21 protein-coding genes are annotated in these 23377 nt (G+C 72.1%); 7 read left to right on the forward strand and 14 right to left on the reverse strand.

Translation table 11 applies throughout. From position 1 onward, the window contains the following. Nucleotides 1-134 precede the first annotated feature (134 nt). On the reverse strand, nt 135-1427 hold the full coding sequence (locus ACQUSR_RS23680; RefSeq protein ID WP_431044615.1) for a pyroglutamyl peptidase: 1293 nt from the start codon (nt 1425-1427) through the stop codon (nt 135-137). 274 nt (nt 1428-1701) lie between these two features. On the opposite strand from ACQUSR_RS23680, the gene ACQUSR_RS23685 reads away from it, so the two are divergent. Continuing rightward, nucleotides 1702-2181, forward strand: coding sequence for a DUF6299 family protein (locus ACQUSR_RS23685; protein ID WP_431044616.1), 480 nt, complete (start codon nt 1702-1704; stop codon nt 2179-2181). A 22-nt stretch (nt 2182-2203) separates the two neighbouring features. Here the strand turns inward: ACQUSR_RS23685 and ACQUSR_RS23690 are convergent, their stop codons facing one another. Then, on the reverse strand, nt 2204-2797 hold the full coding sequence (locus ACQUSR_RS23690; protein ID WP_431044617.1) for a TetR/AcrR family transcriptional regulator: 594 nt from the start codon (nt 2795-2797) through the stop codon (nt 2204-2206). Between the two features lie 212 nt (nt 2798-3009). Between ACQUSR_RS23690 and ACQUSR_RS23695 the strand changes: the two genes are divergently transcribed. Then, nucleotides 3010-5496 (forward strand): beta-glucosidase family protein, encoded by a 2487-nt coding sequence (locus ACQUSR_RS23695; RefSeq protein WP_431044618.1) that lies wholly within the window; start codon nt 3010-3012, stop codon nt 5494-5496. 69 nt (nt 5497-5565) lie between these two features. Here the strand turns inward: ACQUSR_RS23695 and ACQUSR_RS23700 are convergent, their stop codons facing one another. After that, nucleotides 5566-6492 (reverse strand): SGNH/GDSL hydrolase family protein, encoded by a 927-nt coding sequence (locus ACQUSR_RS23700; protein ID WP_431044619.1) that lies wholly within the window; start codon nt 6490-6492, stop codon nt 5566-5568. Nucleotides 6493-6816: 324 nt separating this feature from the next. Here ACQUSR_RS23700 and ACQUSR_RS23705 point away from each other — a divergent pair, with 324 nt between their 5' ends. Continuing rightward, on the forward strand, nt 6817-7311 hold the full coding sequence (locus ACQUSR_RS23705; protein WP_431044620.1) for a DUF3145 domain-containing protein: 495 nt from the start codon (nt 6817-6819) through the stop codon (nt 7309-7311). A gap of 93 nt (nt 7312-7404) precedes the next feature. On the opposite strand, the gene fabF is transcribed toward ACQUSR_RS23705, so the two are convergent. The 5 genes from fabF to ACQUSR_RS23730 all read right to left on the reverse strand — a co-directional run bounded on the left by fabF (nt 7405) and on the right by ACQUSR_RS23730 (nt 12304). Next, nucleotides 7405-8667 carry a beta-ketoacyl-ACP synthase II gene (fabF, locus tag ACQUSR_RS23710; RefSeq protein ID WP_431044621.1) on the reverse strand — a complete coding sequence of 421 codons (1263 nt, stop codon included), beginning with the start codon at nt 8665-8667 and terminating at the stop codon, nt 7405-7407. A gap of 69 nt (nt 8668-8736) precedes the next feature. Beyond that, nucleotides 8737-8985, reverse strand: a complete 249-nt coding sequence (locus ACQUSR_RS23715; RefSeq protein WP_431044622.1) for an acyl carrier protein — start codon at nt 8983-8985, stop codon at nt 8737-8739. Nucleotides 8986-9060: 75 nt separating this feature from the next. Beyond that, nucleotides 9061-10074: a ketoacyl-ACP synthase III gene (locus tag ACQUSR_RS23720; RefSeq protein WP_431044623.1), complete on the reverse strand. Its 1014-nt coding sequence runs from the start codon at nt 10072-10074 to the stop codon at nt 9061-9063. 13 nt (nt 10075-10087) lie between these two features. Continuing rightward, nucleotides 10088-11029, reverse strand: a complete 942-nt coding sequence (locus ACQUSR_RS23725; protein WP_431044624.1) for an ACP S-malonyltransferase — start codon at nt 11027-11029, stop codon at nt 10088-10090. A gap of 90 nt (nt 11030-11119) precedes the next feature. After that, a complete protein-coding gene (locus ACQUSR_RS23730; protein ID WP_431044625.1) occupies nt 11120-12304 on the reverse strand; it encodes a PucR family transcriptional regulator in 1185 nt (394 codons plus the stop codon). Between the two features lie 72 nt (nt 12305-12376). Between ACQUSR_RS23730 and ACQUSR_RS23735 the strand changes: the two genes are divergently transcribed. Further along, the gene (locus ACQUSR_RS23735) at nt 12377-13045 is read left to right on the forward strand and encodes a pirin family protein (RefSeq protein WP_431044626.1); all 669 of its coding nucleotides are present in this window, start codon (nt 12377-12379) and stop codon (nt 13043-13045) included. A 23-nt stretch (nt 13046-13068) separates the two neighbouring features. Here the strand turns inward: ACQUSR_RS23735 and ACQUSR_RS23740 are convergent, their stop codons facing one another. Further along, nucleotides 13069-13887: a serine hydrolase domain-containing protein gene (locus ACQUSR_RS23740; RefSeq protein ID WP_431044627.1), complete on the reverse strand. Its 819-nt coding sequence runs from the start codon at nt 13885-13887 to the stop codon at nt 13069-13071. Nucleotides 13888-14012: 125 nt separating this feature from the next. Between ACQUSR_RS23740 and ACQUSR_RS23745 the strand changes: the two genes are divergently transcribed. Together ACQUSR_RS23745 and ACQUSR_RS23750 are read left to right on the forward strand one after the other, a co-directional pair. Continuing rightward, nucleotides 14013-14465 (forward strand): MerR family transcriptional regulator, encoded by a 453-nt coding sequence (locus tag ACQUSR_RS23745; RefSeq protein ID WP_431044628.1) that lies wholly within the window; start codon nt 14013-14015, stop codon nt 14463-14465. Between the two features lie 6 nt (nt 14466-14471). Further along, on the forward strand, nt 14472-15491 hold the full coding sequence (locus ACQUSR_RS23750; RefSeq protein WP_431044629.1) for an aldo/keto reductase: 1020 nt from the start codon (nt 14472-14474) through the stop codon (nt 15489-15491). 36 nt (nt 15492-15527) lie between these two features. Here the strand turns inward: ACQUSR_RS23750 and ACQUSR_RS23755 are convergent, their stop codons facing one another. The 3 genes from ACQUSR_RS23755 to ACQUSR_RS23765 form a co-directional block, all read right to left on the reverse strand. Continuing rightward, nucleotides 15528-16526: a DUF4429 domain-containing protein gene (locus tag ACQUSR_RS23755; protein ID WP_431044630.1), complete on the reverse strand. Its 999-nt coding sequence runs from the start codon at nt 16524-16526 to the stop codon at nt 15528-15530. 76 nt (nt 16527-16602) lie between these two features. Then, nucleotides 16603-17808 carry an alpha/beta hydrolase gene (locus tag ACQUSR_RS23760; protein WP_431044631.1) on the reverse strand — a complete coding sequence of 402 codons (1206 nt, stop codon included), beginning with the start codon at nt 17806-17808 and terminating at the stop codon, nt 16603-16605. 91 nt (nt 17809-17899) lie between these two features. Then, the gene (locus ACQUSR_RS23765; RefSeq protein ID WP_431044632.1) at nt 17900-18553 is read right to left on the reverse strand and encodes a TetR/AcrR family transcriptional regulator; all 654 of its coding nucleotides are present in this window, start codon (nt 18551-18553) and stop codon (nt 17900-17902) included. Nucleotides 18554-18753: 200 nt separating this feature from the next. Here ACQUSR_RS23765 and ACQUSR_RS23770 point away from each other — a divergent pair, with 200 nt between their 5' ends. Beyond that, complete coding sequence (locus tag ACQUSR_RS23770; RefSeq protein WP_431044633.1) at nt 18754-19134, forward strand: peptidase inhibitor family I36 protein; 381 nt, start codon at nt 18754-18756, stop codon at nt 19132-19134. On the opposite strand, the gene ACQUSR_RS23775 is transcribed toward ACQUSR_RS23770, so the two are convergent. Both ACQUSR_RS23775 and aceE read right to left on the reverse strand, forming a co-directional pair. Further along, nucleotides 19115-20011 (reverse strand): potassium channel family protein, encoded by an 897-nt coding sequence (locus ACQUSR_RS23775; RefSeq protein ID WP_431044634.1) that lies wholly within the window; start codon nt 20009-20011, stop codon nt 19115-19117. The two genes, ACQUSR_RS23770 and ACQUSR_RS23775, sit on opposite strands and share 20 nt — an antisense overlap. A 160-nt stretch (nt 20012-20171) precedes the next feature. Then, complete coding sequence (gene aceE, locus ACQUSR_RS23780; RefSeq protein ID WP_431044635.1) at nt 20172-22904, reverse strand: pyruvate dehydrogenase (acetyl-transferring), homodimeric type; 2733 nt, start codon at nt 22902-22904, stop codon at nt 20172-20174. Nucleotides 22905-23377: the final 473 nt, after the last annotated feature.

A 23377-nucleotide genomic window follows, 5' to 3' on the forward strand; every position in this document is an offset into this window, starting at 1 on the left:
CGCGCCAGGCGGGGCCGGACCTCGGCGACGGCCCCACCGGGCTCCGCCCCCGAGGCCCGCGCCAATTGCCGGGCCGCCCGTGCCGCGTCGGCCTCGATGCCGCCGGGTAGGGGGGAACCGCGCCGCTGAGATGGTCACGGGTCCAGCGTGCCAGCCGCCACTGACAGCACGGACCGCACCTGCGCGGTGATGGCCTGCCGGTCGCGGACGAAGTCCGGGTCGGTGATCCGGCCGTGCGCCGGGTCGGTGTTGCCCTCGCCGAACCGGAGCACCGGCGTGTGCAGATGGCCGCCCGGTGCGCGCAACCCGACCGCGTCGCGCAGCAGCGTGGCCCGGTAGGCGATCTCGTTGGACAGGTAGTCGCCGCCGCCGCCCGCACGGGCGGTGGAGCCCGGCGTCGGGCCCTCGGGCCGTTCCACCGGCTCGGTCCCGCCCGCCGGGATCTCGGTGACGGCGGTGTTGTCGTACACCGGGAACGGACCGGTCGGCGCGGCGGTGATCCGCTCGTACGGCAGCGTGGTGCCCGTCCACTGCGGCTGCTCGGCGGGCGTGGGCACCCCGGAGGGCACCGGCACGGTCCCCGTCCGCGAGACGTTGAGGTTGTCCGGGAAGCCGCCGCGCCAGGCGCCGTTGGTGCGCTCGACGTCGAACCGCCCCACCCGGCCCTGGCTGACGGTCATGAACAGGTCGGCACGGCGCGGCCCGGACCGGAAGTGCGGCAGCAGCGTGCGCTCCACCGTGCCGTCCGCGAAGTCCGCCCAGCGCACGGGGAAGACGGCGGTCTCGATCCGCGCGAGGCCCGACGCCGTACGGATCACGGTGCCGTCGAGGGCGAGCGCGGCCGCGCCCGACGGATTGCTCCGGCGCACGTCCGCGTCGAGCTGGAACGGATCGAAACCGGTCACCACGATGCGCCGGATGTGCCGGCCCGCGGGCAGCTCCACCGAGTCCTGGCCGCGTGAGGACCGCTCCAGCGTGGCGAGCAGCGCGGCGCGCCGGTCGTCGTCGAGCGGGAACGCGGGCCGCCACTCGCGCAGGGCGCGGGTCATGCCCAACCGCGCCCAGTACAGCGGACGGTCGTCGTCGCGGCTGAGGTCGCCGCTGGCGGGACCGCGTCCCTGGGCCCGGTCCACTGCCCGTCGCCACAGCCGCCCGCCGTGCCGCGCCACGACCCGGTCGGCCTGCTCGGCGGACCGCGCGTCCGCCAGCGCCTCGGCGAACTCGGCCGCCACGCAGTCGAAGCCGCCACGCCGCAGGATCTCCTGGGGGACGGGCTGCGTGAGCCGCAGCTCCTCCACGGTGGGGGGCGGCCCGGCGGTGGCGGCGCCGGGACGTGCGTCGGCGGCGGCCGGGGCGGCGAGGGACAGCGGGGCGGCGGCGAGCAGCGCGGCGCCCAGCGCTCCGAGGCGGGCACGTATCGGTCTCATGCCGAATCCTTCCGGTCGGGATGATCACATTGGGGACCGAGAGCGCAGTATTCCGCCCGGGGGTGATCCGGCGCTACGGAGACGGCGGCGAGAGGGACGGGTACGCGGTACGGGCACGCGGCATGGGCACGCGGTACGGATGCCTGTCGCGCCGGATGCGCCGTACGCCCGCTGACACACCACGTCCCGGTGACGGTCCCGCCCGGTGCTGCCCTGGCGAGGTACGCATACGGGGCCGAAGCACTCCGTTCCCCTGCGATGTGGAGGTCCGCGCATGCGTATCCGATTCCGTCGCGCCGCCCTGGCCGTCCTCGGCGCCGCGCTGCTGGCCGCCGCCGCGCCTCTGCCGGCCGGTGCCGCTCCGGGGCGGCCGGCCGCCCCGGCCCCTGAGCGGGGCTACGAGCTGACGATCGACCCGCGCGGCTATCTCGGGCCGAACGGCTCCGTCAGGCTCTCCGGCACCTACCGGTGCGTCAAGGGCGGCGCGGTCGGGCTCACGTTCATCAGCTCCACCCTCGAGCAGGGGGACCAGCAGCGCGGCATCGGCGGTACGGCCGCCGACTGCGACGGCAAGATGCACCGATGGACCAACACCGACAGCGCGGCCTGGCTCGTGGGCGAGGCGTATACCCCGGGCAAGGCCCAGGTGAAGGCCACGATCCTGCGCCTGAGCATGGAGTCCGGCCTGCCGCTGCCGGACGTGCTCACCGCCGAGCGCCAGGGCGTCCAACTGGTGTCCGGCACCGGCTCATAGCCCCACCGCGCTCCTCGCGCGCTCACTCCCCGGCCGGACGCCCGCCCAGCAGGGAGACGAACGCGCGGAACAGCTCCGGCATGTCCACCGCCTCCGGGTCGTGCAGCCACTGGTACTGCAACCCGTCCAGCACCGCCACCAGCAGCGGAGCCGCCTGCTGCGGGGTCAGGCCGCCCGGCAGGCGGTCGCCGAACTCGCCGCGCAGCGTCTCCTCCATGTCCGCGCGCACGCTCTCGTAGCGGCGCCGGAAGTAGTCCCGGGCCGGGTGGTCGTCGGTGACGCTCTCGCCCAGCAGGGCCGAGAAGGTCTGGACGATGCCCGGCCGCATCGCGTTGTATTCGACCAGCGCGGCGAGCAGGTCCAGCGGCCAGGGCCCGCTCCGGTCGCGGCGCGCGGAGCCGGTGTCCCATTGGTCGCGTTCCTTCAGGACGGCGATGAGCAGGGACTCCTTGGTGGGGAAGTAGTGGAGCAGGCCCTGCTGGGTGAGGCCGACGCGCTCGGCGACCGCGTTGAGCGTGGCGCCCCGATAGCCGCGTTCCGCGATCACTTCCAGGGCTGAGCGGACGATCTCCGCGCGCCGTGCCTCACTGCGTCTGCTGCCGGTGGTCCTGCTCATCGCCGGTCCCGCCTTCCGGTCGTGCACTTTCCCTGCGCCCGTGACCTGACCGTACGATATTCGTTCATAACGTAGAGGTAACAAAGCCTACCGATGTACAGGTTGGGCGGTTCAGGATGGAGGGCCCCAGCTGCCGCTGGAAGGCGCCCGGCGGGCTTCGACGAGGAGGTACGGCTGTGGTCCAGGGAGACGAAGCGAGAAGGAGCGACGCCGTGGAGGAGGCGCTGGGCCGGCTCGGCCTGGACGCCAAGACGCGGCTGCTCGCCGGGCAGGACATGTGGTCGCTGCCCGCCGCGCCCGAGGCGGGGCTCGGCTCCCTGGTCATGTCGGACGGGCCGGTCGGGGTCCGCGGTGTCCGGTGGACCGCCGACGACCCCTCGGTCGCGCTCCCCAGCCCCACCGCCCTCGCCGCCACCTGGGACCCGGAGCTCGCGTGCCGGGCCGGGCATCTGCTCGCGCAGGAGGCCCGGCGCAAGGGCGTCCATCTGCTGCTCGCGCCGACGGTGAACCTGCACCGCTCGCCGCTGGGCGGCCGGCACTTCGAGGCGTACAGCGAGGATCCGTATCTCACGGCCGAGATCGGTGCGGGCTATGTCACCGGGGTGCAGGAGGGGGGAGTGGGCGCGACCGTCAAGCACTTCGTCGCCAACGACGCCGAGACCGACCGCTTCACCGTCGACAACGCGGTGTGCGCGCGTGCCCTGCGCGAGCTGTACCTCGCGCCGTTCGAGGCGATCGTCAAGAAGGCCCGCCCCTGGGGCGTCATGGCGGCGTACAACTCCGTCAACGGGTTCACCATGACCGAGCACCGCTTCCTCCAGCACGAGGTGCTGCGCGGCGAATGGGGCTTCGACGGCGTCGTCGTCTCCGACTGGCTGGCCGCCCGCGACACCGTGCGCGCCCTGCTGGGCGGCCTGGACATTGCCATGCCCGGCCCTCGTACGGTCTACGGCCCCGCGCTGGCCGCCGCCGTGCGGGACGGGAGGGTCGCCGAGGCGGACGTGGACGCGGCGGTGCGGCGGGTGCTGCGGCTGGCCGCCCGCGCCGGAGCGCTGGCCGGCGCCCCGGCGGCGGTCCCGCCCGCCGAGCTGCCCGTCGCCGTCGACGGGCAGGCCCTCGCCCAGGAGATCGCCCGGCGCTCCTTCGTGCTGCTGAGGAACGAGCACGGCGCGCTGCCCCTCGACCCCGCCCGCACGCCGCGCATCGCGCTGATCGGCGCCGCCGCCCGCGACGCCCGGATCCTCGGCGGCGGCTCCGCCCAGGTCTTCCCCGAGCGCGTGGTCTCACCGCTGGACGGGCTGCGCGCCGCACTGCCCCCGGCCGCCACCCTGACCTACGCCGTCGGCGCCGACCCCGGCGGCGAACTCTCCGTCGCCGACCAGGGGTTCACGCTGCGGGCCGTGGTGCGCGCGGCGGACGGCAGGTGGCTCGGTGAACGGCGGCTGCCGGGCGGCGAGCTGCGCTGGCTCGGCGGCGACCTCCCCGCCGGCGTGACCTTCGAGGAGCTGCACACCGTCGAGACCACCGGCACCTTCACGCCGCGCGTCGGCGGTGTGCACTCCTTCGGCACCAGAGGACTCGGCGGCTTCCGGCTCGTGGTCGGCGGCGAGGTGCTGTACGACGGGCGGCAGACGCCCGAGCCGGGCGACCCCTTCGAGTCGTTCTTCGGCAGCCCCGTGCCGCGCGGACGCATCGAGCTGACCGCCGGGCAGCCCGTCGAGATCAGCCTGACGTGCGTCGTCCCGACGATCGAGGACGCGCCGATCCGGGCCGTCGGCTTCTCCCTGATGCACCGGGAGCCCGAGAGGGACCCGGAGGAGCTGATCGAGGAGGCCGTCGAGGCGGCCCGGGCGGCCGACGCCGCCGTCGTCGTGGTCGCCACCACCGAGCGCGTGGAGAGCGAAGGCTTCGACCGGGCCGATCTGCGGCTGCCGGGCCGCCAGGACGAACTGGTCGCCCGGGTGGCCGCCGTCAACCCGCGGACGGTCGTGGTGGTCAACTCCGGTGCGCCGGTGGAGATGCCGTGGCGGGAGGAGGCCGCCGCGGTGCTGCTGAGCTGGTTCCCGGGCCAGGAGGCGGGCGGGGCCCTGGCGGACGTGCTGCTGGGGGCGGCGGAGCCGGGCGGCAGGCTGCCCACGACCTGGCCGGCACGGCTGGCGGACGCACCCGTGCGGCGGGTCGTCCCCACGGCAGGCCAACTCTCCTACGAGGAAGGGGTGTTCATCGGCTACCGCGCGTGGGAGCTGTCGGGCACCGCCCCCGCCTACTGGTTCGGGCACGGCCTCGGATACACGGACTGGGAGTACGAGGCGGCCCGGTTCACCCAGGCCGCGCCGTCCGCCGCGGAGCCGGGCGATGAACTGGGCACCGTCACGGTCCGGGTCCGCAACACCGGCGGGCGCGCAGGGCGAGAGGTCGTCCAGGTCTACCTCGCCGCGCCCCGCACGCCGGGCGGCGCCGCTGCCGACTCCGTGGAGCGGCCCGCCCGGGTGCTGGCGGGCTTCGCCACTGTGCGGGCGGAACCGGGCCGGAGCGTCGAGGCGGTCATCGCGCTGCCGCGGCGTGCCGCGGAGATATGGGACGAGGACGGCGGTTGGCGGCTTCTGCCGGGGGAGTACGCGGCGGAGGCGGGCCGCAGCGTCGCCGACCGGCGCCTGACGATCCCCGTCCCCGTGCCCGCTCCAGCGCCCGCCGAGTGACGCGCTCCGGGGCTTGCCAGGGGGTCCGCTCCAGCGCGCCCGCTCCGCTCCCCGCCGGCCGGGACGCGCCTACGCGGTGGGCTCCTTCCGAGTGATTTCGCGGTACGCCATGTCCGCGAGCGCCTTCTGCCCCTCCTTGTTCGGGTGGAACCAGTCCCACTTGCTCAACTCGTCCGTGGTGAACTGGTAGTTGTGTACGGCGTCGTCATAGCGGCACCGGGAGTCCTTGCCGCAGACGTCCTTGAGCACGGCGTTGTACTCGTCCACCCGGTTCTCCACCTGGTGGCGGCGCTCCACCGACGCGGCGTCATCCGCCGTGGAGTCCTTCAGCATCGACGGGCAGATCCCCAGCTTCCAGACCTGCCGCCCGAAGAGGTTGTTGCGCCCCTGCGACCACAGCCTCTTCAGGTCCGGCACGCTCGCCACGTACACCTGGGTCTTCGGCAGCTCACGGCGCAGGGACGTCAGGGCGGTGGTGAAGTCGGCGCGGAAGTCGGCCGCGGTGGTCATGTCGCCGACGGAGTCCTGGCAGGCGTCGTTGGCGCCGATCAGCACCGTCACCAGCTCCGGCTTGTGGGCCGTGGCAGCCCGCATCTGGGCCGGCAGGTCGGCCATCACCGCCCCCGTCTTGGCGTGGTTCCAGCTGCGGACCCCTTCGCTGCCGGAGGGACGCAGCCGTCGGGCGAGGCTGTCCACCTCCGTACCGGTGGCCCAGGACACTTCCGGGCAGTCCCTCAGCACGGAACAGGCGTCGAAACCGCGGGAGATGGAGTCGCCGACGGACGCGAGGGAGCGGGGCCGGGTGTCCCACGGTGGAGTGGCCCTGGGGGAGGGGCGCTTCACCGCCTGGTCGCTCCCGCCGTCCCCGTCGCCCCCGCCGGAGCCGAGGGTGCAGCCGGCCAGCAGGACGGTGGCTGTGAGCAGGGCGCCTGCGGTGGTCGCGGTGGTGCCGGTGGTCGGGCGGCGGCGCAGATCGCTCCCGTACGAGCCCCGCATGACTGTTCCCCCTCCGACTGATGGGTGATATCTATCCAGGACCGACGGTACGTCACTCGCGTGTCGGCGCTGCACGGTAGCTTTTCCCCATGCTGGTCGGGCTCCGGCCCAGCGGAGGCGCAATCCGGCACCAGAGCATTACGCAGCGTCAAATCTCGTCCGTTTTGGCGGGTATTACCAGCGGTAGCGTTTACGTCAGGTAACCTCGGGAGCTGGTGCGGGCGTGATCATTGGGGCAGAATGTCTCTTGCTGTCCGCGGGCGCGACCGGTACGGAGGCGAGGCCGCTGGGGAAGGCGAACCTCGAACCGCACTGGAGGTCCCGGTGACGACACGTGGAGTTCTGTACGTGCACTCCGCCCCGCGCGCGCTGTGCCCCCATGTCGAATGGGCCATCGCGGGCGTCCTCGGCGTGCGCGTCACCCTCGACTGGATCAAGCAGCCCGCCGCGCCCGGCACCTGGCGTGCCGAATTCTCCTGGCAGGGCCAGGTCGGCACCGCCTCCAAACTCGCCTCCGCACTCCGCGGCTGGCACCTGCTGCGCTTCGAGGTGACCGCCGAGCCCTGCGCCACCGCCGAGGGCGAGCGCTACAGCTCCACCCCCGAACTCGGCATCTTCCACGCCGTCACCGGGATCCACGGCGACATCCTCATCCCCGAGGACCGGCTGCGCGCCGCGATGGCCCGCTCCACCCGCGGCGAGACCGAATTGGCGGACGAGGTCGCCAAACTGCTGGGCAAGCCCTGGGACGACGAGCTGGAGCCCTTCCGGTACGCGGGTGAGGGCGCCCCCGTCCGCTGGCTGCACCAGGTCGTCTGAGCCGCGCTCAGCTCTCCGACACAGACGGCGATACGGCTGAGGCCCGCCCGGTCACTGACCGGGCGGGCCTCAGCCGCGTACGGGAATGCGAGGTCAGACGGTACGCAGCGCCAGCACCACGTTGTGGCCGCCGAAGCCGAACGAGTCGTTCAGCGCCGCGATCGTGCCCTGCGGCAGCGGGCGGGGCTCTTCGCGCACGATGTCCGCGTCCGCCTCCGGGTCCAGGTTGGTGATGTTGATCGTCGGCGGAGCCACCCGGTGGTACAGGGCCAGGATCGACGCGACGGTCTCCACACCGCCCGCGCCGCCCAGCAGATGGCCCGTCATGGACTTCGTGGCGGAGATCGCCATGTGGTCGACGTCGTCGCCGAACACCTTGCGGAGCGCCTTGATCTCCGCGATGTCGCCCTGCGGGGTCGAGGTCGCGTGCGCGTTGACGTGCACGACCTCGGCGGGCTTGAGGTCGGTGGAGTCCAGCAGGTTCTGGAGCGCGTGCGCGATGCCGTTGCCGGACGGCTCGGGCTGCGTGATGTGGTGGGCGTCGGCCGAGACGCCCTGGCCGACGGCCTCGACGTAGACCCGCGCACCGCGCTGCGCGGCGTGCTCCGCCGACTCCAGCACGATCATGCCCGCGCCCTCACCGAGGACGAAGCCGTTGCGGTCGACGTCGTACGGACGCGAGGCGCCCTGCGGGTCGTCGTTGCTCTTGGACATCGCCATCATGTTGCCGAACGCGGCGATCGGCAGCGGGTGGATGGCCGCCTCGGTACCGCCCGCGACGACCACGTCGGCGCGGCCGGTGCGGATCATCTCGATGGCGTAGCCGATGGCCTCGGCGCCCGACGCGCAGGCGCTGACCGGAGTGTGCACACCCGCGCGGGCGCCGACCTCCAGGCCGACGTTGGCCGCCGGGCTGTTGGGCATCAGCATCGGCACGGTGTGCGGGGAGACCTTGCGGGCGCCCTTCTCGCGCAGCACGTCGTACTGGTCGAGCAGCGTGGTCACACCGCCGATGCCGGAGGCGACGACGGCGCCGAGCCGGTCGGGGTTCACGGACCCGTCCTCGCCCGCCTTGCCGGTGAAGCCGGCGTCGGCCCAGGCCTCACGGGCCGCGATCAGCGCGAACTGGGCCGAGCGGTCCAGCTTGCGGGCCTGTGGCCGCGGAATGATCCCGGCCGGGTCCACGGCGACCCGCGCGGCGATCTGGACGGGCAGCTCGGCCGCCCAGTCCTCCTCCAGCCGGCTGACGCCGGAGCGTCCGGCCAGCAGGGCCTCCCAGGTCGATGCGCTGTCGCCACCCAGCGGTGTGGTTGCGCCGATACCGGTGACGACCACGGTGCGATTGGTCGAGTTCACAGGAATTCTTACTCCACGTGTAGAGGGGGCTGTACCTGCCACCGCTGGGGTGGCGACAAGCGCTTCGGCTCAGGCCTGGTGCTTGAGGATGTAGCTGGTCGCGTCGCCGACGGTCTTGAGGTTCTTGACGTCGTCGTCCGGGATCTTCACGTCGAAGCGCTCCTCGGCGGCGACGACGACCTCGACCATGGACAGCGAGTCGACGTCCAGGTCGTCGGTGAAGGACTTGTCCGTCTGGACGTCCTCGACCGGGATGCCCGCGATCTCGTTGACGATCTCCGCGAGACCCGCGACGATCTCTTCCTGCGTGGCGGCCATTGCGGCGCTCCTTCTTCGGTGTGTTGCGTTGGAGTGCGCAGCGTCCGCCATCTGCGGGGCTGCGTGGGATCTTGCCTAAGGGAGGGTAACGACCGTCGCTGCGTACACGAGACCCGCCCCGAAGCCGATGACGAGCGCGGTGTCACCGCTCTTCGCCTGCCCGGTCGCCAACAGCCGCTCCATGGCGAGCGGAATGGAGGCTGCCGAGGTGTTGCCGGTCGTCTCCACGTCACGGGCGACCGTGACGTGCTCCGGCAGCTTGAGGGTTTTGATCATCGAGTCGATGATCCGCATGTTGGCCTGGTGCGGGATGAAGACGTCGAGGTCCTTCGCCTCCACCCCGGCCGCGTCCAGCGCCTGCTGGGCGATCTTCGCCATCTCGAACACCGCCCAGCGGAAGACCGCCTGGCCCTCCTGGGTGATGGCCGGGTAGCGCACGTCGGAGGTGGACTCCGCGTCGCGGTACACGTCCCAGGGCAGCGTCTGCATGATCGTGTCGGCCTTGTCGCCCTCCGAGCCCCAGACGGTCGGGCCGATGGCGGGCTCCTTGGCGGGGCCGACGACGACCGCGCCCGCACCGTCACCGAACAGGAAGGCCGTGGCACGGTCCGTCAGGTCGGTCAGGTCCGAGAGCCGCTCCACGCCGATGACCAGCACGTATTCGGCGCTGCCCTCGACCACCAGGCCCTTGGCGAGGGTGAGGCCGTAGCCGAAGCCGGCGCAGCCCGCGGAGATGTCGAACGCGGCCGGCTTGCCCGCGCCGATCAGATGCGCGATCTCGGTCGCGATGGCCGGGGTCTGCTTGAAGTGCGAGACGGTCGAGACGATGACGGCCCCGATCTGCTCCGGGGTGATCCCGGCGTCGGCGATCGCCTTGCCGCCCGCCTCGACGGACATCGAGGCGACGGTCTCGTCCGGGCCCGCCCAGTGCCGGGTGGCGATACCGGAGCGGGTACGGATCCACTCGTCGGAGGAGTCGATGTGCTTGAGGATCTCCTCGTTCGGCACCACCCGGGTCGGCCGGTAGCCGCCGACACCCATGATGCGCGCGTACGGGGAACCCTTGCCGGGCTTGATCTTCGCGGTCATGCGCTTCGGGCTCCTATTCGGCCGATTCGGCGTGCTCGGCGATCAGCTCGCGGGCCGCGTCGAGGTTGTCCGGGGACTTCAGGGCGAGGGTCTTGACGCCGGGCAGGGCGCGCTTGGCCAGGCCGACCAGCGTGCCGCCCGGGGCCACCTCGATGATCGCGGTGACGCCCAGCTCCTTGAAGCCCTCCATGCACAGGTCCCAGCGGACCGGGTTGGCGACCTGGCCGACCAGCCGCTGGACGACGTCCCGGCCCGAGGAGACGACCTGGCCGTCCTTGTTGGAGACGTACCGGGTGTGCGGGTCGGCCACGGTCAGCTCGGTGACCGCGGTCTCCAGGGCCGCGACGGCCGGGGCCATGTGGTGCGTGTGGAAGGCGCCGGCCACCTTGAGCGCGACGACCTTGCGGGTGCCCTCGGGCTTGTCCTCGGCGAGCGCGGCCAGCTGCTCGGCGGTGCCGGCGGCCACGATCTGGCCCGCGCCGTTCACGTTCGCCGGGGTCAGGCCCAGCTTCTCCAGGTGTGGGAGGACGATCTCCGGCTCGCCGCCCAGCAGCGCGGACATGCCGGTCTCGGTGACCGCGGCGGCCTCGGCCATGGCCAGGCCGCGCTTGCGTACGAGCCGCATGGCGGCCTCTTCCGGCAGGACGCCGGTCAGCGCGGCGGCGGCGAGCTCACCGACGCTGTGCCCGGCGGCGGCCCCCACGAGGCGGGAGAAGTCCTCCGCCGTCGCGAAGAGCTGCCGGGCGGAGACCAGGGACGCCGCGACCAGCAGGGGCTGGGCGACGGCGGTGTCGCGGATCGCGTCCTCGTCGGCCTTCGTGCCGTAGTGGACCAGGTCCAGGTCGATGGCGGCCGACCACTCACGGAGCCGGTCTTCGACGCCGGGGAGGTCGAGCCAGGGGGTCAGGAAGCCTGGCGTCTGAGCGCCTTGGCCGGGAGCGACGAGTACGAGCACTCTCACACTCTCTCTTGTGGAGGGTCTGGCCCGCCCGTGAGGACAGGGACGAAGAACCGATGAGGGAATTGTTGGTGTCCAACAAAACGGCTAACTCTGGGCGTCCCCATCAGCGAGACGGCCCAGGATGAGCGCGATGCGCAGAGTGAACGCCGACCGGACATCGGAGGGTGACCATCCGGTGACGTCGGTCACACGTCGCAGCCGGTAGCGGACGGTGTTGGGGTGGACGAAGAGCATCCGGGCCGCGCCTTCCAGGCTGCTTGCCTGCTCCAGATAAACGCTGAGTGTCTCCAGCAGCGCCGAGCCCGCTTCCTCCAGCGGTCTGTAGATCTCCTCTACCAACTGCTCGCGCGCGGCGGGGTCGCCGGCCATCGCGCGCTCCGGCAGCACGTCGTCCGCCAGCACCGGACGCGGGGCGTCCGGCCAGGCCGCGCACGCCTTGAGCCCGGCGGCCGCGGCCCCCGCGGAGCGGGTGGCGGCGAGCAGGTCGGACACCACGGGACCGGCCACCACCGGGCCCGGCGCGAACGGCCCGATCAGCGCCTTCGCGGTCTGCAGCGGATTGTCCGAGCCGCCCGCGATCACCACCAGCCGGTCCCCGAGCACTCCGGTGAGGACCTGGAGCTTGGCGTGCCGGGCGGCCCGCCGGATGGCCTCCACGGTCAGCTCGCTGTCCCCGTCCGGGGCCGTGCCGAGCACCACGATCACATGCTCCGGCGAGTTCCAGCCCAGCGCGGCGGCCCGGGACAGCGCCCCCTCGTCCGCCTCGCCGGACAGCACCGCGTTGACCACCAGGGACTCCAGCCGGGCGTCCCAGGCGCCGCGCGCCTCGGCCGCCTGCGCGTACACCTGGGCGGTGGCGAACGCGATCTCCCGCGCGTACACCAGCAACGCCTCGCGGAGCACCGACTCGTCCCCCGGAGCCGCCACGTCGTCGATCGCGGACTCCATGACCTCGATGGTCGTGCGGACCATCTCCACGGTCTGCCGCAGGGTGATCGCCCGGGTCAGCTCGCGCGGCGCCGTGCCGAAGACGTCGGTGCTGATGGCCTGCGGCGCCTCCGGATGCCGGAACCACTCCGTGAAGGCCGCGATACCCGCCTGGGCGACCAGTCCGATCCAGGAGCGGTTCTCCGGGGGCATGGCGCGGTACCACGGCAGCTGCTCGTCCATGCGGGCGATGGCGCTGGCGGCCAGCTTTCCGGAGGACTTCTCCAGGCGGCGCAAGGTCGCGGAATGCGGGTGATCGGGCTTCGCTGCGGGTTCAGGCACGAGGACAAGCCTGCCTTATCGGATGGGGTGCTTGTGGGGGTACCCCTGGCCGAGCCGGGTTACCGTGGGCGCGTGATCTGGGTTCAGCGGGCCGATGAGCGCTACCGGGGCGGTGACGAGGCGGGCACCGAGACCCGCCACGCCTTCTCCTTCTCGGGCTTCTACGATCCCGACAACGTGCGGTTCGGGATGCTGGCGGCGTGCAACGAGGAGCGGCTCGCGCCCGGCGCCGGGTTCTCCGAGCACCCGCACCGCGACGTGGAGATCGTCACGTGGGTCATCGAGGGCGAGCTCGCCCACGAGGACTCCACCGGCCGGCGGACGGTGGTGCGCCCCGGCGACGTGCAGCGGCTCAGCGCCGGCACCGGGGTCCGGCACATGGAGCGGAACGCGGGCACGGCGCCGCTGCGGTTCGTGCAGATGTGGCTGACACCGGCGGAGTTCGGCGGGGAGCCCTCGTACGACGTGGTGCGCGGCATCCCCGACGACACGCCGTACGCGGTGCCGCGCGCGGAGGCGGTGTTCCACGTGCGGCGCCTGCCGGACGGGACGCGGACGGCGCTGCCGCTCGCGCCGTGGGTGTACGTGCACGTGGTGCGCGGCACCGTCGGCATCGCCGGCGAGCGGCTCGGCCCGGGCGACGCCGCGCGCATCGACGACGCGGAGGGGCTGGACGCGGTGGCGGTCGGCGACGCGGAGTTCCTGGTGTGGGAGATGCACACCGAGCCCGTGTACGGCTGACCTCCGGTCCCGCCCGGGAGCGGCTACCGCCCGCGCAGCTCGGCCAGGACCGCGTCCGTGAACGGGGGCCACGCCTGGATCGCCCACGGGCCGAAGGCCCGGTCCGCCAGCGCCACACACGCCGCGCCCGCGTCCGGGTCGACCCACAGGAACGTACCCGACTGCCCGAAGTGCCCGAACGTCCGCGGCGAGGACGCAGCACCCGTCCAGTGCGGCGACTTCCCGTCGCGGATCTCGAAGCCCAGGCCCCAGTCGTTCGGCTTCTGGTGGCCGTAGCCGGGCAGGACGCCGGTCAGCCCGGGGTGGACCACCGAGGTCGCCGCGGCGACCGTCTCCGGGGCCAGCAGCCGCGGGGCCTGGAGTTCCGCCGCGAAGCGGACCAGGTCGTCGACGGTCGAGACGCCGTCCTTGGCGGGTGATCCCGGCAGCGCGGTCGCGGCCATGCCGAGCGGCTCCAGGACGGCCTCGCGCAGATACTCGGCGAACGGGATGTCCGTCGCCTTGGCGATGTGGTCGCCGAGCACCTCGAAGCCCGCGTTCGAGTACAGCCGCCGGGTGCCCGGCGCGGCCATCACCCGGTGCTCGTCGAAGGCGAGGCCCGAGGTGTGGGCGAGCAGATGCCGCACGGTGGCGCCGTCGGGGCCGGCCGGTTCGTCCAGCTCCACCGCGCCCTCCTCGACGGCGACCAGCGCGGCGTACGCGGAAAGCGGCTTGGTGACCGAGGCGAGCGGGAAGCGGTGCGCGGTGGGACCGTACGATCCGGCCACGGTGCCGTCCGCCGTCACCACGGCGGCCGCCGCCGTGGGCACCGGCCAGTTCTCGATCAGTCGCAGGCTCTCCATGCGCACGAGCCTAGCTCGTACAAGAGTCCGTCAAATCTCCGCTTGCTTGGAGTGGACTCCAAGTCTCTAGCGTTGAACGGGTCGTGAGGGATCAAGACCCGCCAACGCGAAGAGGTGAAAGCGGTATGACCGTGCTCGAGACCGCGCCGGTGCCGTTGAGTCTGTGCCTGACGCCGACGCCGCACCCGCGGCCGGCCGGGCAGGACCGCTACACGATCAGTGAGGTCGCCGAGCACACCGGACTGTCGGCACACACCCTGCGCTGGTACGAGCGCATCGGGCTGATGCCGCACGTGGACCGCAACCACACCGGACAGCGCCGCTTCACCAACCGCGACCTTGACTGGCTGGCCCTTGTCGGCAAGCTCCGGCTGACCGGGATGCCGGTCGCGGACATGGTCCGCTACGCCGAGCTGGTGCGCGAGGGGAGGCACACCTTCCCCGCGCGTGAGGAACTGCTCACCGCGCACCGCGACGCGGTGCGGCAGCGGATCGCCGAGCTGCAGAGCACGCTCGACATCCTCGACTACAAGATCGACATCTATGCTGACGCCCGCCGGGCGTCGGAGAGGGCCTGACCGCAGATGAGCAACGAGATGATAGCCACCGCCCGACTCGGCACCAACGGCCCGGAGGTCGGTGTGCAGGGGCTCGGCTGCATGGGCATGGCCCACGCGTACGGGCCGACGGATGAGGCGGAGGCGCGGGCGACGCTGGAGCGGGCCCTGGAGCTGGGCGTCACGCTCTTCGACACGGCGGACATGTACGGCTTCGGGCGGAACGAGGAGTTCCTCGCGCCCTTCGTGCAGGCGCACCGGGACCAGGTGGTCCTGGCCACCAAGTTCGGCATCGTCCGGCGCGAGGACGATCCGTACGGCCCCGCGGAGATCCGCAACGACCGCGCCTACGTCCGCCAGTCGATCGAGGGCAGCCTGCGGCGGCTCGGCGTGGACCACGTCGACCTGTACTACATGCACCGGCGCGATCTTGAGGTGCCGATCGAGGAGACCGTCGGCGCCATGGCCGAGCTGGTCACCGAGGGCAAGGTGCGGCAGCTCGGGCTGAGCGAGGTCTCCGGCGGCGAGCTGCGCGCGGCCCACGCGGTGCACCCGATCGCGGCCGTGCAGTCGGAGTGGTCGCTGTTCAGCCGGGACGTGGAGGAGAACGCCGTGGCGGCGGCCGGGGAGCTGGGCGTGGCCTTTGTGCCGTACTCCCCGCTCGGCCGCGGCTTCCTGACCGGCACGTTCACGGACGCCGCCAAGGACCTGGGCGCCGACGACTTCCGCAGCACGCAGCCGCGTTTCACGGGCGACAACGCCGCCGCCAACGCGGCGCTGCTGGCGCCGGTGCGGCAGGTCGCCGAGGCGCACGGCGCCTCGCTCGCGCAGGTCGCGCTGGCCTGGGTGCAGCAGCGGGCAGAGGTGCACGGGCTGACCGTGGTGCCGATCCCGGGCACCCGCAAGCGGTCCAGGCTGGCGGAGAACAGCGCGGCGACGCGGCTGCGGCTGACCGAGGAGGAGCTGGGGCTGCTGGAGCCGGTCGCGGGGAAGGTCGCGGGCGGTCGCTACGCCGACATGGGCTTCACCTCGGCGGGCCGCGAGTAGCCCCGTCCCGGGCGCCCGGTGCGGAGCTCCCAGGGGTCAGAGCTCCGCCAGCAGCTCTGCCTTCTTCGCGCTGAACTCGTCGTTCGTCAGCAGCCCCGCCGAGTGCAGCTCCCCCAGGTGGCGGATGCGGTCGGCGATGTCGGCCGGGTCGCGCCGGGGCGGGGTGGTCACCAGTGCGGAGGGCTGGTCACCGGGGGCCGGGGCGGCGGCCGGGCCGGCGGCGCGGACCGCTTCCAGGACGGCCGCGGCGAACGGCAGCGACTCGTGGACCAGGCCGTATCCCATGCCGAAGACGACGGCGGCGGGGTCCTGGTCCGCCGCCCCCGGCTGCTCGCCGAACGCGCGGCCCAGCAGGCGCAGGTGCCCGTTGCCGTCGTCCTTGGCGGAGCCGCTCCCGGACTTGGCGGAGCCGTTCGCGGATTTGGTGGAGCCGTTTCCGGACTTGGCAGAGCCGTTTCCGGATTTTGCGGAACCGTTCCCCGACCCCCGGCCCTCCGGGGAGCGCCATTCGACCCCGGCCAGCTCATCGACGCTGAAGCGCTGGTCTCCGGCCTTCCACTTCGCGGACGAGGCGCCGGTCCAGAACCAGCGGAAGGACACCGCCTTGCCGTCGAAGGAGGCCTTGCCGTCGTACGCCTTGAAGGCCATCGGGGGCGCGGGGGCGGCCACCAGGTGGTCCTCGGCGGGGGTCGCGGCGGCCGGGCCGAGGGCGGTGCGTATCTCGCCGGCGTAGTACTCGGCGAGGGCCTCGCGCTCGCCGGGCAGGACCAGCCGGTAGGGGTCGTAGGCCTCCTTGAGCTGGCCGTCCGCGGCCTCCATCAGCGGATCGGCGCCCGGCCGCGGCACAGCCCGCAGCACCACCGTCCCCCGCTTGCCGGGAGTGAGCTCCACGGCGGTCAGCGCTTCGTAGGGGATACGGCGCTCACCGAGAGCCTGGAGCAACTTCGGTGTACGAATCCCCCGTTCGAAGCGGATGAGCACGGAGTCGGTGTCAAACTCCCAGACGGTGTGGAAACCGGCCAGCACATCACCCATGCGGCTCATCGTATGCGGCGGTCGCCCGCCCGTCCCCCTTTGCTGCGCTACGCGCGTCAAACCTCTGATGGGCCGATCAGGCCGGCCTTGAGCTGCAATCGTCGCCGTTCGCGCAGGTCACCGCGTGGATGTCGCCCACGCCGAGCCTGGCGAAGTTGGCGAGGCTCTCGGTGCCGGGCACGAAGTAGCCGGAGTGCCCGTGGGCGCCGTCGGCGGAGAGCACCCGCGCGCCGAAGCCCGGGGAGACCGGGTCTGCCCCGTGCCCCAGGCCCCCCACCTCCAGATTCGGCACGTCCTCGATCCAGTCCCCGGCATCGCGCATCGCCCACACCCGGGCCGTCGTGCCCAGGTCCGAGGCGTGCTCGGCGCGCATCCCCGGGCTGCCCGCCACCGCGATGTCGGTGACCTTCGGGGACAGGTCGCGGGCGGCCACGCCGCACACCACGGAACCGTAGCTGTGGCACAGCAGCGCGACCCGGGAGCGCTCCGGAAGGCCCTTGACCAGGGCGCGCAGCCGCAGGGCCCCCTCCGAGGCCCGCTTGCCGGTGGCCGACTCGAGGTTGGTGCCCTCGGGTGCGGTGTAGTCCGCCCACGCGATGACCGCGTTGGCACCCCCCGGCCGCAGGGACCGCTCGGCCCGGTGGACGGCGCGGGCCATCCCGACCACGGAGGTCTCGGCCCGCCGGGTCTTCTGGAAGGTGAGGATGTCGGTGTCCACCCCGGGCACCACCACCGCGACCCGCCGCGCGTGGGCGAGGTCGCCGAAGACCTCGGCGGCCCGGCCGGACCCCGCCGGGTCGAAGGCGAGGATCTGCCGGCCGGGGCTCAGCAACGACTCGTACCGATGCATCCGGCGACTCGCGTCGGACCGGCCGTACGGGGTGAGCGCGCTGTTGTGCGTCCGCCGCTGCTCCACGTCCCGCGCCTGGATGAGGGCGCGCCGGTTGGCCTGGTAACGCAGGCTCACGGGAGCGCCGTTGAGGTTGCCGACGACCAGCGGGTAGCGGAGCACCAGCCGGGTCTGCTCGGCCGGGGTGAGCGACTCGAAGAACCCGGCCAGCTGCCGGGGTTCGGTGGTCGGGTCGGGCAGCGGACGTCCGCTGATGGAGCCCTGCCGCCAGGCGGAGAGCTCCTCGGCGCGCGGGTTCATGGTCCCGTTGTGGTGCCGGATTGCCGTCCAACCGGTGATCGCGAGCAGCACGAACACCACAGTCAGCGCGAGCAGCGTGCGCCAGGCCGTGGTGGAGGGAGAGGAGGAACCGAGCCCCGGGAAGGAAGTCACCGCGGGACACCCTAGGAGAAGGGTGCCGCTACCCGCCAAATGCGTGATCTATCTCACGTTATGAAACGCTGAATTGATCCTGTTTGTACTTTTATGCCGGCTTTTGCCAGCTCTCCACCAGCGCGGGGCCGATCTGGTCGAGGTAGGCGATGGTGAGATCGCGAAGGGCCTCCAGGGTGTGCGCCGAGCCCTCGTTCCACAACCGGCCGGCCATCCGGACCGCTCCGCCGAAGGCCGCCACGATCAGCCGGGGACGGGGGTCCGCGTCCACGTCGAGGCCCTCGCGGCGGGCGATCTCGCGCGCCATCCGCTCCTCCAACTCGGCGGTGCGGCGCAGATGGACGGCGAGCAGGGCCGGGGTCGACTCGATCGTCCGGTACATCCGCAGATGGAGGTCGATCGGCACGATCTCCTCGATGGCCGGCTCCATGGCCTGCCAGGTGGCCGCGGCGGCGCCGCACAGGACGGCGATGGGCGTCTCGTGGGCGGGCCGTTCGCACACCGCCGCGTGGACCCGCGCGTCCACCACGGCCTGAACGGCGAAGGCGGCCTCCTCCTTGTTGGCGAAGTAACGGAAGAAGGTGCGCTGCGAGACCTCGACGGCGGCGGTGATCTCGTCGACGGTGGTCTGCTCGTATCCCTGGGCGGTGAACCGTTCGAGTGCCGCGCGCACCAGGGCGTCGCGGGTCCGCTGCTTCCTGCGCTCGCGCAGCCCTGCGGGCGGCGCTCCGTGCTCTGGGTGCACCTGGTGGCTCGCTTCCTGGCGCGTTCGGGCGGATCACGATACCGGCGGGGGATACGGCGGGCGGTGCCCTTGCCGCCGCGCGCCCCCTATCAGGGTGGACCTTGATCGACTCCCTTGAGCGCCACCGGAACCCGCCACCAGGCTGGCCCCCGTTCGCAACGGCGAATCATTGAGACGCCCGACACGGGGGAGCGATCCATATGCGCGAGACCATCACCGCCGCGGCAGCCGCCACCGTCCTGGCGGCCACAGCCGCCCTCTTGGCCCCGGCCCAGGCCGCCGCCACCGCACCGCAGGCCCGGTCCGGCGCCTGCGCCACCGGCCAGCTGTGCCTGTGGCGCGACGCGGGCTTCAGCGGCGCCCGTACGACCCATGAGCTGTCCGGAACCGACATCGAGAGCTGTGTCCCACTGCCCGACGGGGCCACCGCGGCAAGCCTGGCCAACCGCACGGGGCGCCCCGTCACCACGTACCAGAGCGCCGAATGCGGCGAGACGGGCGAGTTCGACACCTACCCGTCGGGCTCCTGGGCGCCGGAGTCGCCGTACCAGGTCCGCGCCTTCAAGATCTGGGAGAACTGACCGGCGGCTCGCCCGTCCGGGCCTGCGGCGCCACCGCGGGCCCGGACGGGCCGCACGGCCGCGCCCGCGGCGGTACAGCGGGCCTGGACGCCTCGGAGAGGCGGGAGGGCGCCTCCGGCGGCGCCGCGGCCGGGCGGCCCTGGCCCGTACGCGGCGTGGCGGACAGTTCGGCGAGCTCGGCACGGAGCGCCCGCACCTCGGCCGTCAACACCTCGATCGCCGCCGTCTGGCGGCGCTCCTCGGCGTCGTCGCGCTCGAACCGCGAGATGAACCACGCGGCGATGTTCGCGGTCACCACACCGAGCAGGGCGATCCCGGAGAGCATCAGCCCCACCGCGAGCAGCCGGCCCAACCCGGTGGTGGGGGCGTGGTCGCCGTAGCCCACGGTGGTCATCGTGGTGAACGCCCACCACACGGCGTCGTCGAGGGAGCGGATGTTCGACCCGGGGGAGTCGCGCTCGACCTCCAGGACGGCCAGCGAACCGAACATGAGCAGACCCAGGACCGCGCCCGCGACATAGGTCGTGAGCCGCACCTGCGCCGCGATCCGGGCGCGCTGCCCGGCGAGCAGCAGCGTCGCGACCACCCGCAGCAGCCGCAGCGGCTGCACCAGCGGCAGCACCACCGCCAGCAGGGCCAACGGCTGCCCGCGCACGAAACTCCTGCGATCCGGCGCCCAGTACAGCCGCAGGGCGTAGTCGAGGGCGAAGGCGCCCCACACCACCCACTCCACGGCCGTGCACGTCCGGCGCAGCAGCGGTCCGGCGTTCGGCTCGATGATCGGGACGGCGTACGCGATGGCGAACGCGAGGGCGAGTGCCAACAGCGGTGTCTCGGTGCGCCGCTCCCACCACGCCTGCGCCGGATGCTCGGTCATGCCCGGCATTCTCCCAAGCGCTGACCGGGCACGGATGGAGCCACCGGCCCCTTCGGGGCCAGAGATCGGGGCGGGACACCCCGCGGACATGGCTGGGCCCCGAACCACACTGCGGTTCGGGGCCCAGCCATGATCCGTTCGGCTCAGCGCCTGTCGTTACTTACGCGTCGCCGCCCGCCGCGCCCGGGTCCGCCGCCGCGACGTCCAGCAGCTGGTAGCGGTCGATCGCCTGCTTCAGCGCCGAGCGGTCCACCTTGCCCTCCTTGGCGAGCTCGGTGAGCACCGCCAGGACCACCGACTGCGCGTCGATGTGGAAGAAGCGGCGCGCCGCGCCCCGCGTGTCGGCGAAGCCGAACCCGTCGGCGCCCAGCGACTGGTACGTACCCGGCACCCAGCGCGCGATCTGGTCCGGAACGGCCCGCATCCAGTCGGACACGGCCACCTTCGGACCCTCGACACCGGTGAGCTTCCGCGTCACGTACGGCACGCGCTGCTCCTCCTCCGGGTGGAGCAGGTTGTGCTGCTCCACCTCGACGGCGTCACGGCGCAGCTCGTTCCAGGAGGTCGCCGACCAGACGTCGGCCTTGACGTTCCACTCCTCGGCGAGGATGCGCTGGGCCTCGACGGCCCACGGCACCGCGACCCCGGAGGCGAGGATCTGCGCGGGGATCGCGCCCTTGTCGCCCTCCTTGAAGCGGTACAGGCCCTTGAGGATGCCCTCGCGGTCCACGTTCTCGGGCTCGGCCGGGTGCAGGATCGGCTCGTTGTAGACGGTGAGGTAGTAGAAGACGTCCTCGCTGTTCTCGCCGTACATCCGGCGCAGACCGTCCTGCACGATGTGCGCGATCTCGTAGCCGAACGCCGGGTCGTACGCGACGACGGCCGGGTTGGTCGAGGCGAGCAGCTGCGAGTGGCCGTCCGCGTGCTGCAGGCCCTCGCCGGTCAGGGTCGTACGGCCGGCGGTCGCGCCCAGCACGAACCCGCGCGCGAGCTGGTCGGCCATCTGCCAGAACTGGTCACCGGTGCGCTGGAACCCGAACATCGAGTAGAAGACGTAGACCGGGATCAGCGGCTCGCCGTGCGTGGCGTGCGCCGAGCCCGCCGCGATCAGCGAGGCGGTGCAGCCCGCCTCGGAGATGCCGTCGTGCAGCATCTGGCCGGTCGGCGACTCCTTGTACGCCAGCAGCAGGTCGCGGTCGACCGCCTCGTAGGTCTGGCCCAGCGGGTTGTAGATCTTCGCGGACGGGAAGAGCGAGTCCATACCGAAGGTGCGGTACTCGTCGGGCGCGATCGGCACGAAGCGCTTGCCGATCTCCTTGTCCCGCATCAGGTCCTTCAGCAGCCGGACGAACGCCATGGTGGTGGCGATCGACTGCTGGCCGGAGCCCTTCTTGACCGCCGCGTACACCTTGTCGTCCGGCAGGTTCAGGGGCTTGGCCCGCACGACACGGGTGGGCACATAGCCGCCCAGCGACTTGCGCCGGTCGTGCATGTACTGGATCTCTTCGCTGTTGGGGCCCGGGTGGTAGTACGGCGGCAGGCCGGACTCCAGGTCCTTGTCCGCGATCGGCAGGTGCAGCCGGTCCCGGAAGCGCTTGAGGTCGTCGACCGTGAGCTTCTTCATCTGGTGGGTCGCGTTGCGGCCCTCGAAGTTCGGGCCGAGGGTCCAGCCCTTGACGGTCTGCGCCAGGATCACGGTCGGCTGGCCCTTGTGCGCCTTGGCCGCCGCGTACGCCGCGTAGATCTTCTTGTGGTCGTGGCCGCCGCGCCCCAGGTGCTGGATCTGCTGGTCGGTCATGTTCTCGACCATCTTGCGCAGCCGCTGGTCGTCACCGAAGAAGTGCTCGCGGATGTACGCGCCGGTCTCGGTGGCGTACGTCTGGAACTGGCCGTCCGGCGTGGTGTTCAGCTTGTTGACCAGGATGCCGTCGCGGTCCTGGGCGAGCAGCGGGTCCCAGGTGCGGTCCCACACCAGCTTGATCACGTTCCAGCCGGCGCCGCGGAACTGCGACTCCAGCTCCTGCATGATCTTGCCGTTGCCGCGCACCGGGCCGTCGAGGCGCTGGAGGTTGCAGTTCACCACGAAGGTGAGGTTGTCCAGGCCCTCGCGCGCCGCCAGCGACAGCTGGCCGAGCGACTCGGGCTCGTCCATCTCGCCGTCGCCCAGGAACGCCCAGACGTGGCTGCGGGAGGTGTCGGCGATGCCGCGCGCCTCCATGTAGCGGTTCATCCGCGCCTGGTAGATCGCACCGAGCGGGCCCAGGCCCATGGAGACGGTCGGGAACTCCCAGAAGTCCGGCATCGACCGCGGGTGCGGGTAGCTGGACAGGCCGTAGGGAGCCTTCGACTTCTCCTGGCGGAACGCGTCGAGCTGCTGCTCGGACAGCCGGTCCAGCAGGAAGGCGCGGGCGTAGACACCGGGGGAGGCGTGGCCCTGGAAGAAGATCTGGTCGCCGCCGTCGCCCTGGTCCTTGCCGCGGAAGAAGTGGTTGAAGCCCACGTCGTAAAGGGAGGCGGAGGAGGCGAACGTGGCGATGTGGCCGCCGACACCGATCCCCGGGCGCTGGGCGCGGGAGACCATCACCGCGGCGTTCCAGCGGGTCGCGTTCAGGATCTTGCGCTCGATCTCCTCGTTGCCGGGGAAGAACGGCTCGTCCTTGGTGGCGATGGTGTTGACGTAGTCCGTGCTGCGCATCTCGGGCACGGCGACCCGCTTCTCGCGGGCGCGCTCGATCAGGCGCAGCATCAGGTAGCGGGCACGTTCCCGGCCTCGCTCATCGACGGCTGCGTCGAGCGAGTCGAGCCATTCCTGGGTCTCTTCGGGATCGAAGTCCGGGACCTGGCTGGGAAGGCCGCCAATGATGATCGGGTTGCGATCGGATGCGGAAGCCACGCTGTTCCTTCGCTGTTTCGGTCGTTTTTGTGCGCTGCACGCGATCGTGCCGTGCACACAAACGGTTGGTGCTCTGCTGATGTCTGATGTCGCGCCGCATCCATCGTGTACCTCGCGTATGGGGTACGTCATCTCTACTGAGTGGTAACCACCACTTTGTGAGATGGGCGCCGCGCGGCCGTCCGGCTGTCGACGGCCAAATCGCAACCTTACGCCCACGGCGGAGGTCCCCCGCGTACGGCCGTTCGGCCCTGAACGACGTAATCTGGCGACACAAGTCCACAAAAGCCTTGAATCACTGTGGCGTGAATCACGGTGGGCTCGGGCGGCGGGATGCGAGTTGCGGTGACACCGCCCCATCCGTCACCGTTTCGGCGGTCTCGGAGGCTGGGTACTTGCGCGATCCGCCCGGCCCGTGTGGACTACGCCCAATGCCCTCGCGTGCGCGCGGGGTGCGCAACGCATTCATGAAC

This window comes from Streptomyces sp. P1-3 (assembly GCF_050613155.1).
Classification (GTDB): Bacteria; Actinomycetota; Actinomycetes; order Streptomycetales; family Streptomycetaceae; genus Streptomyces.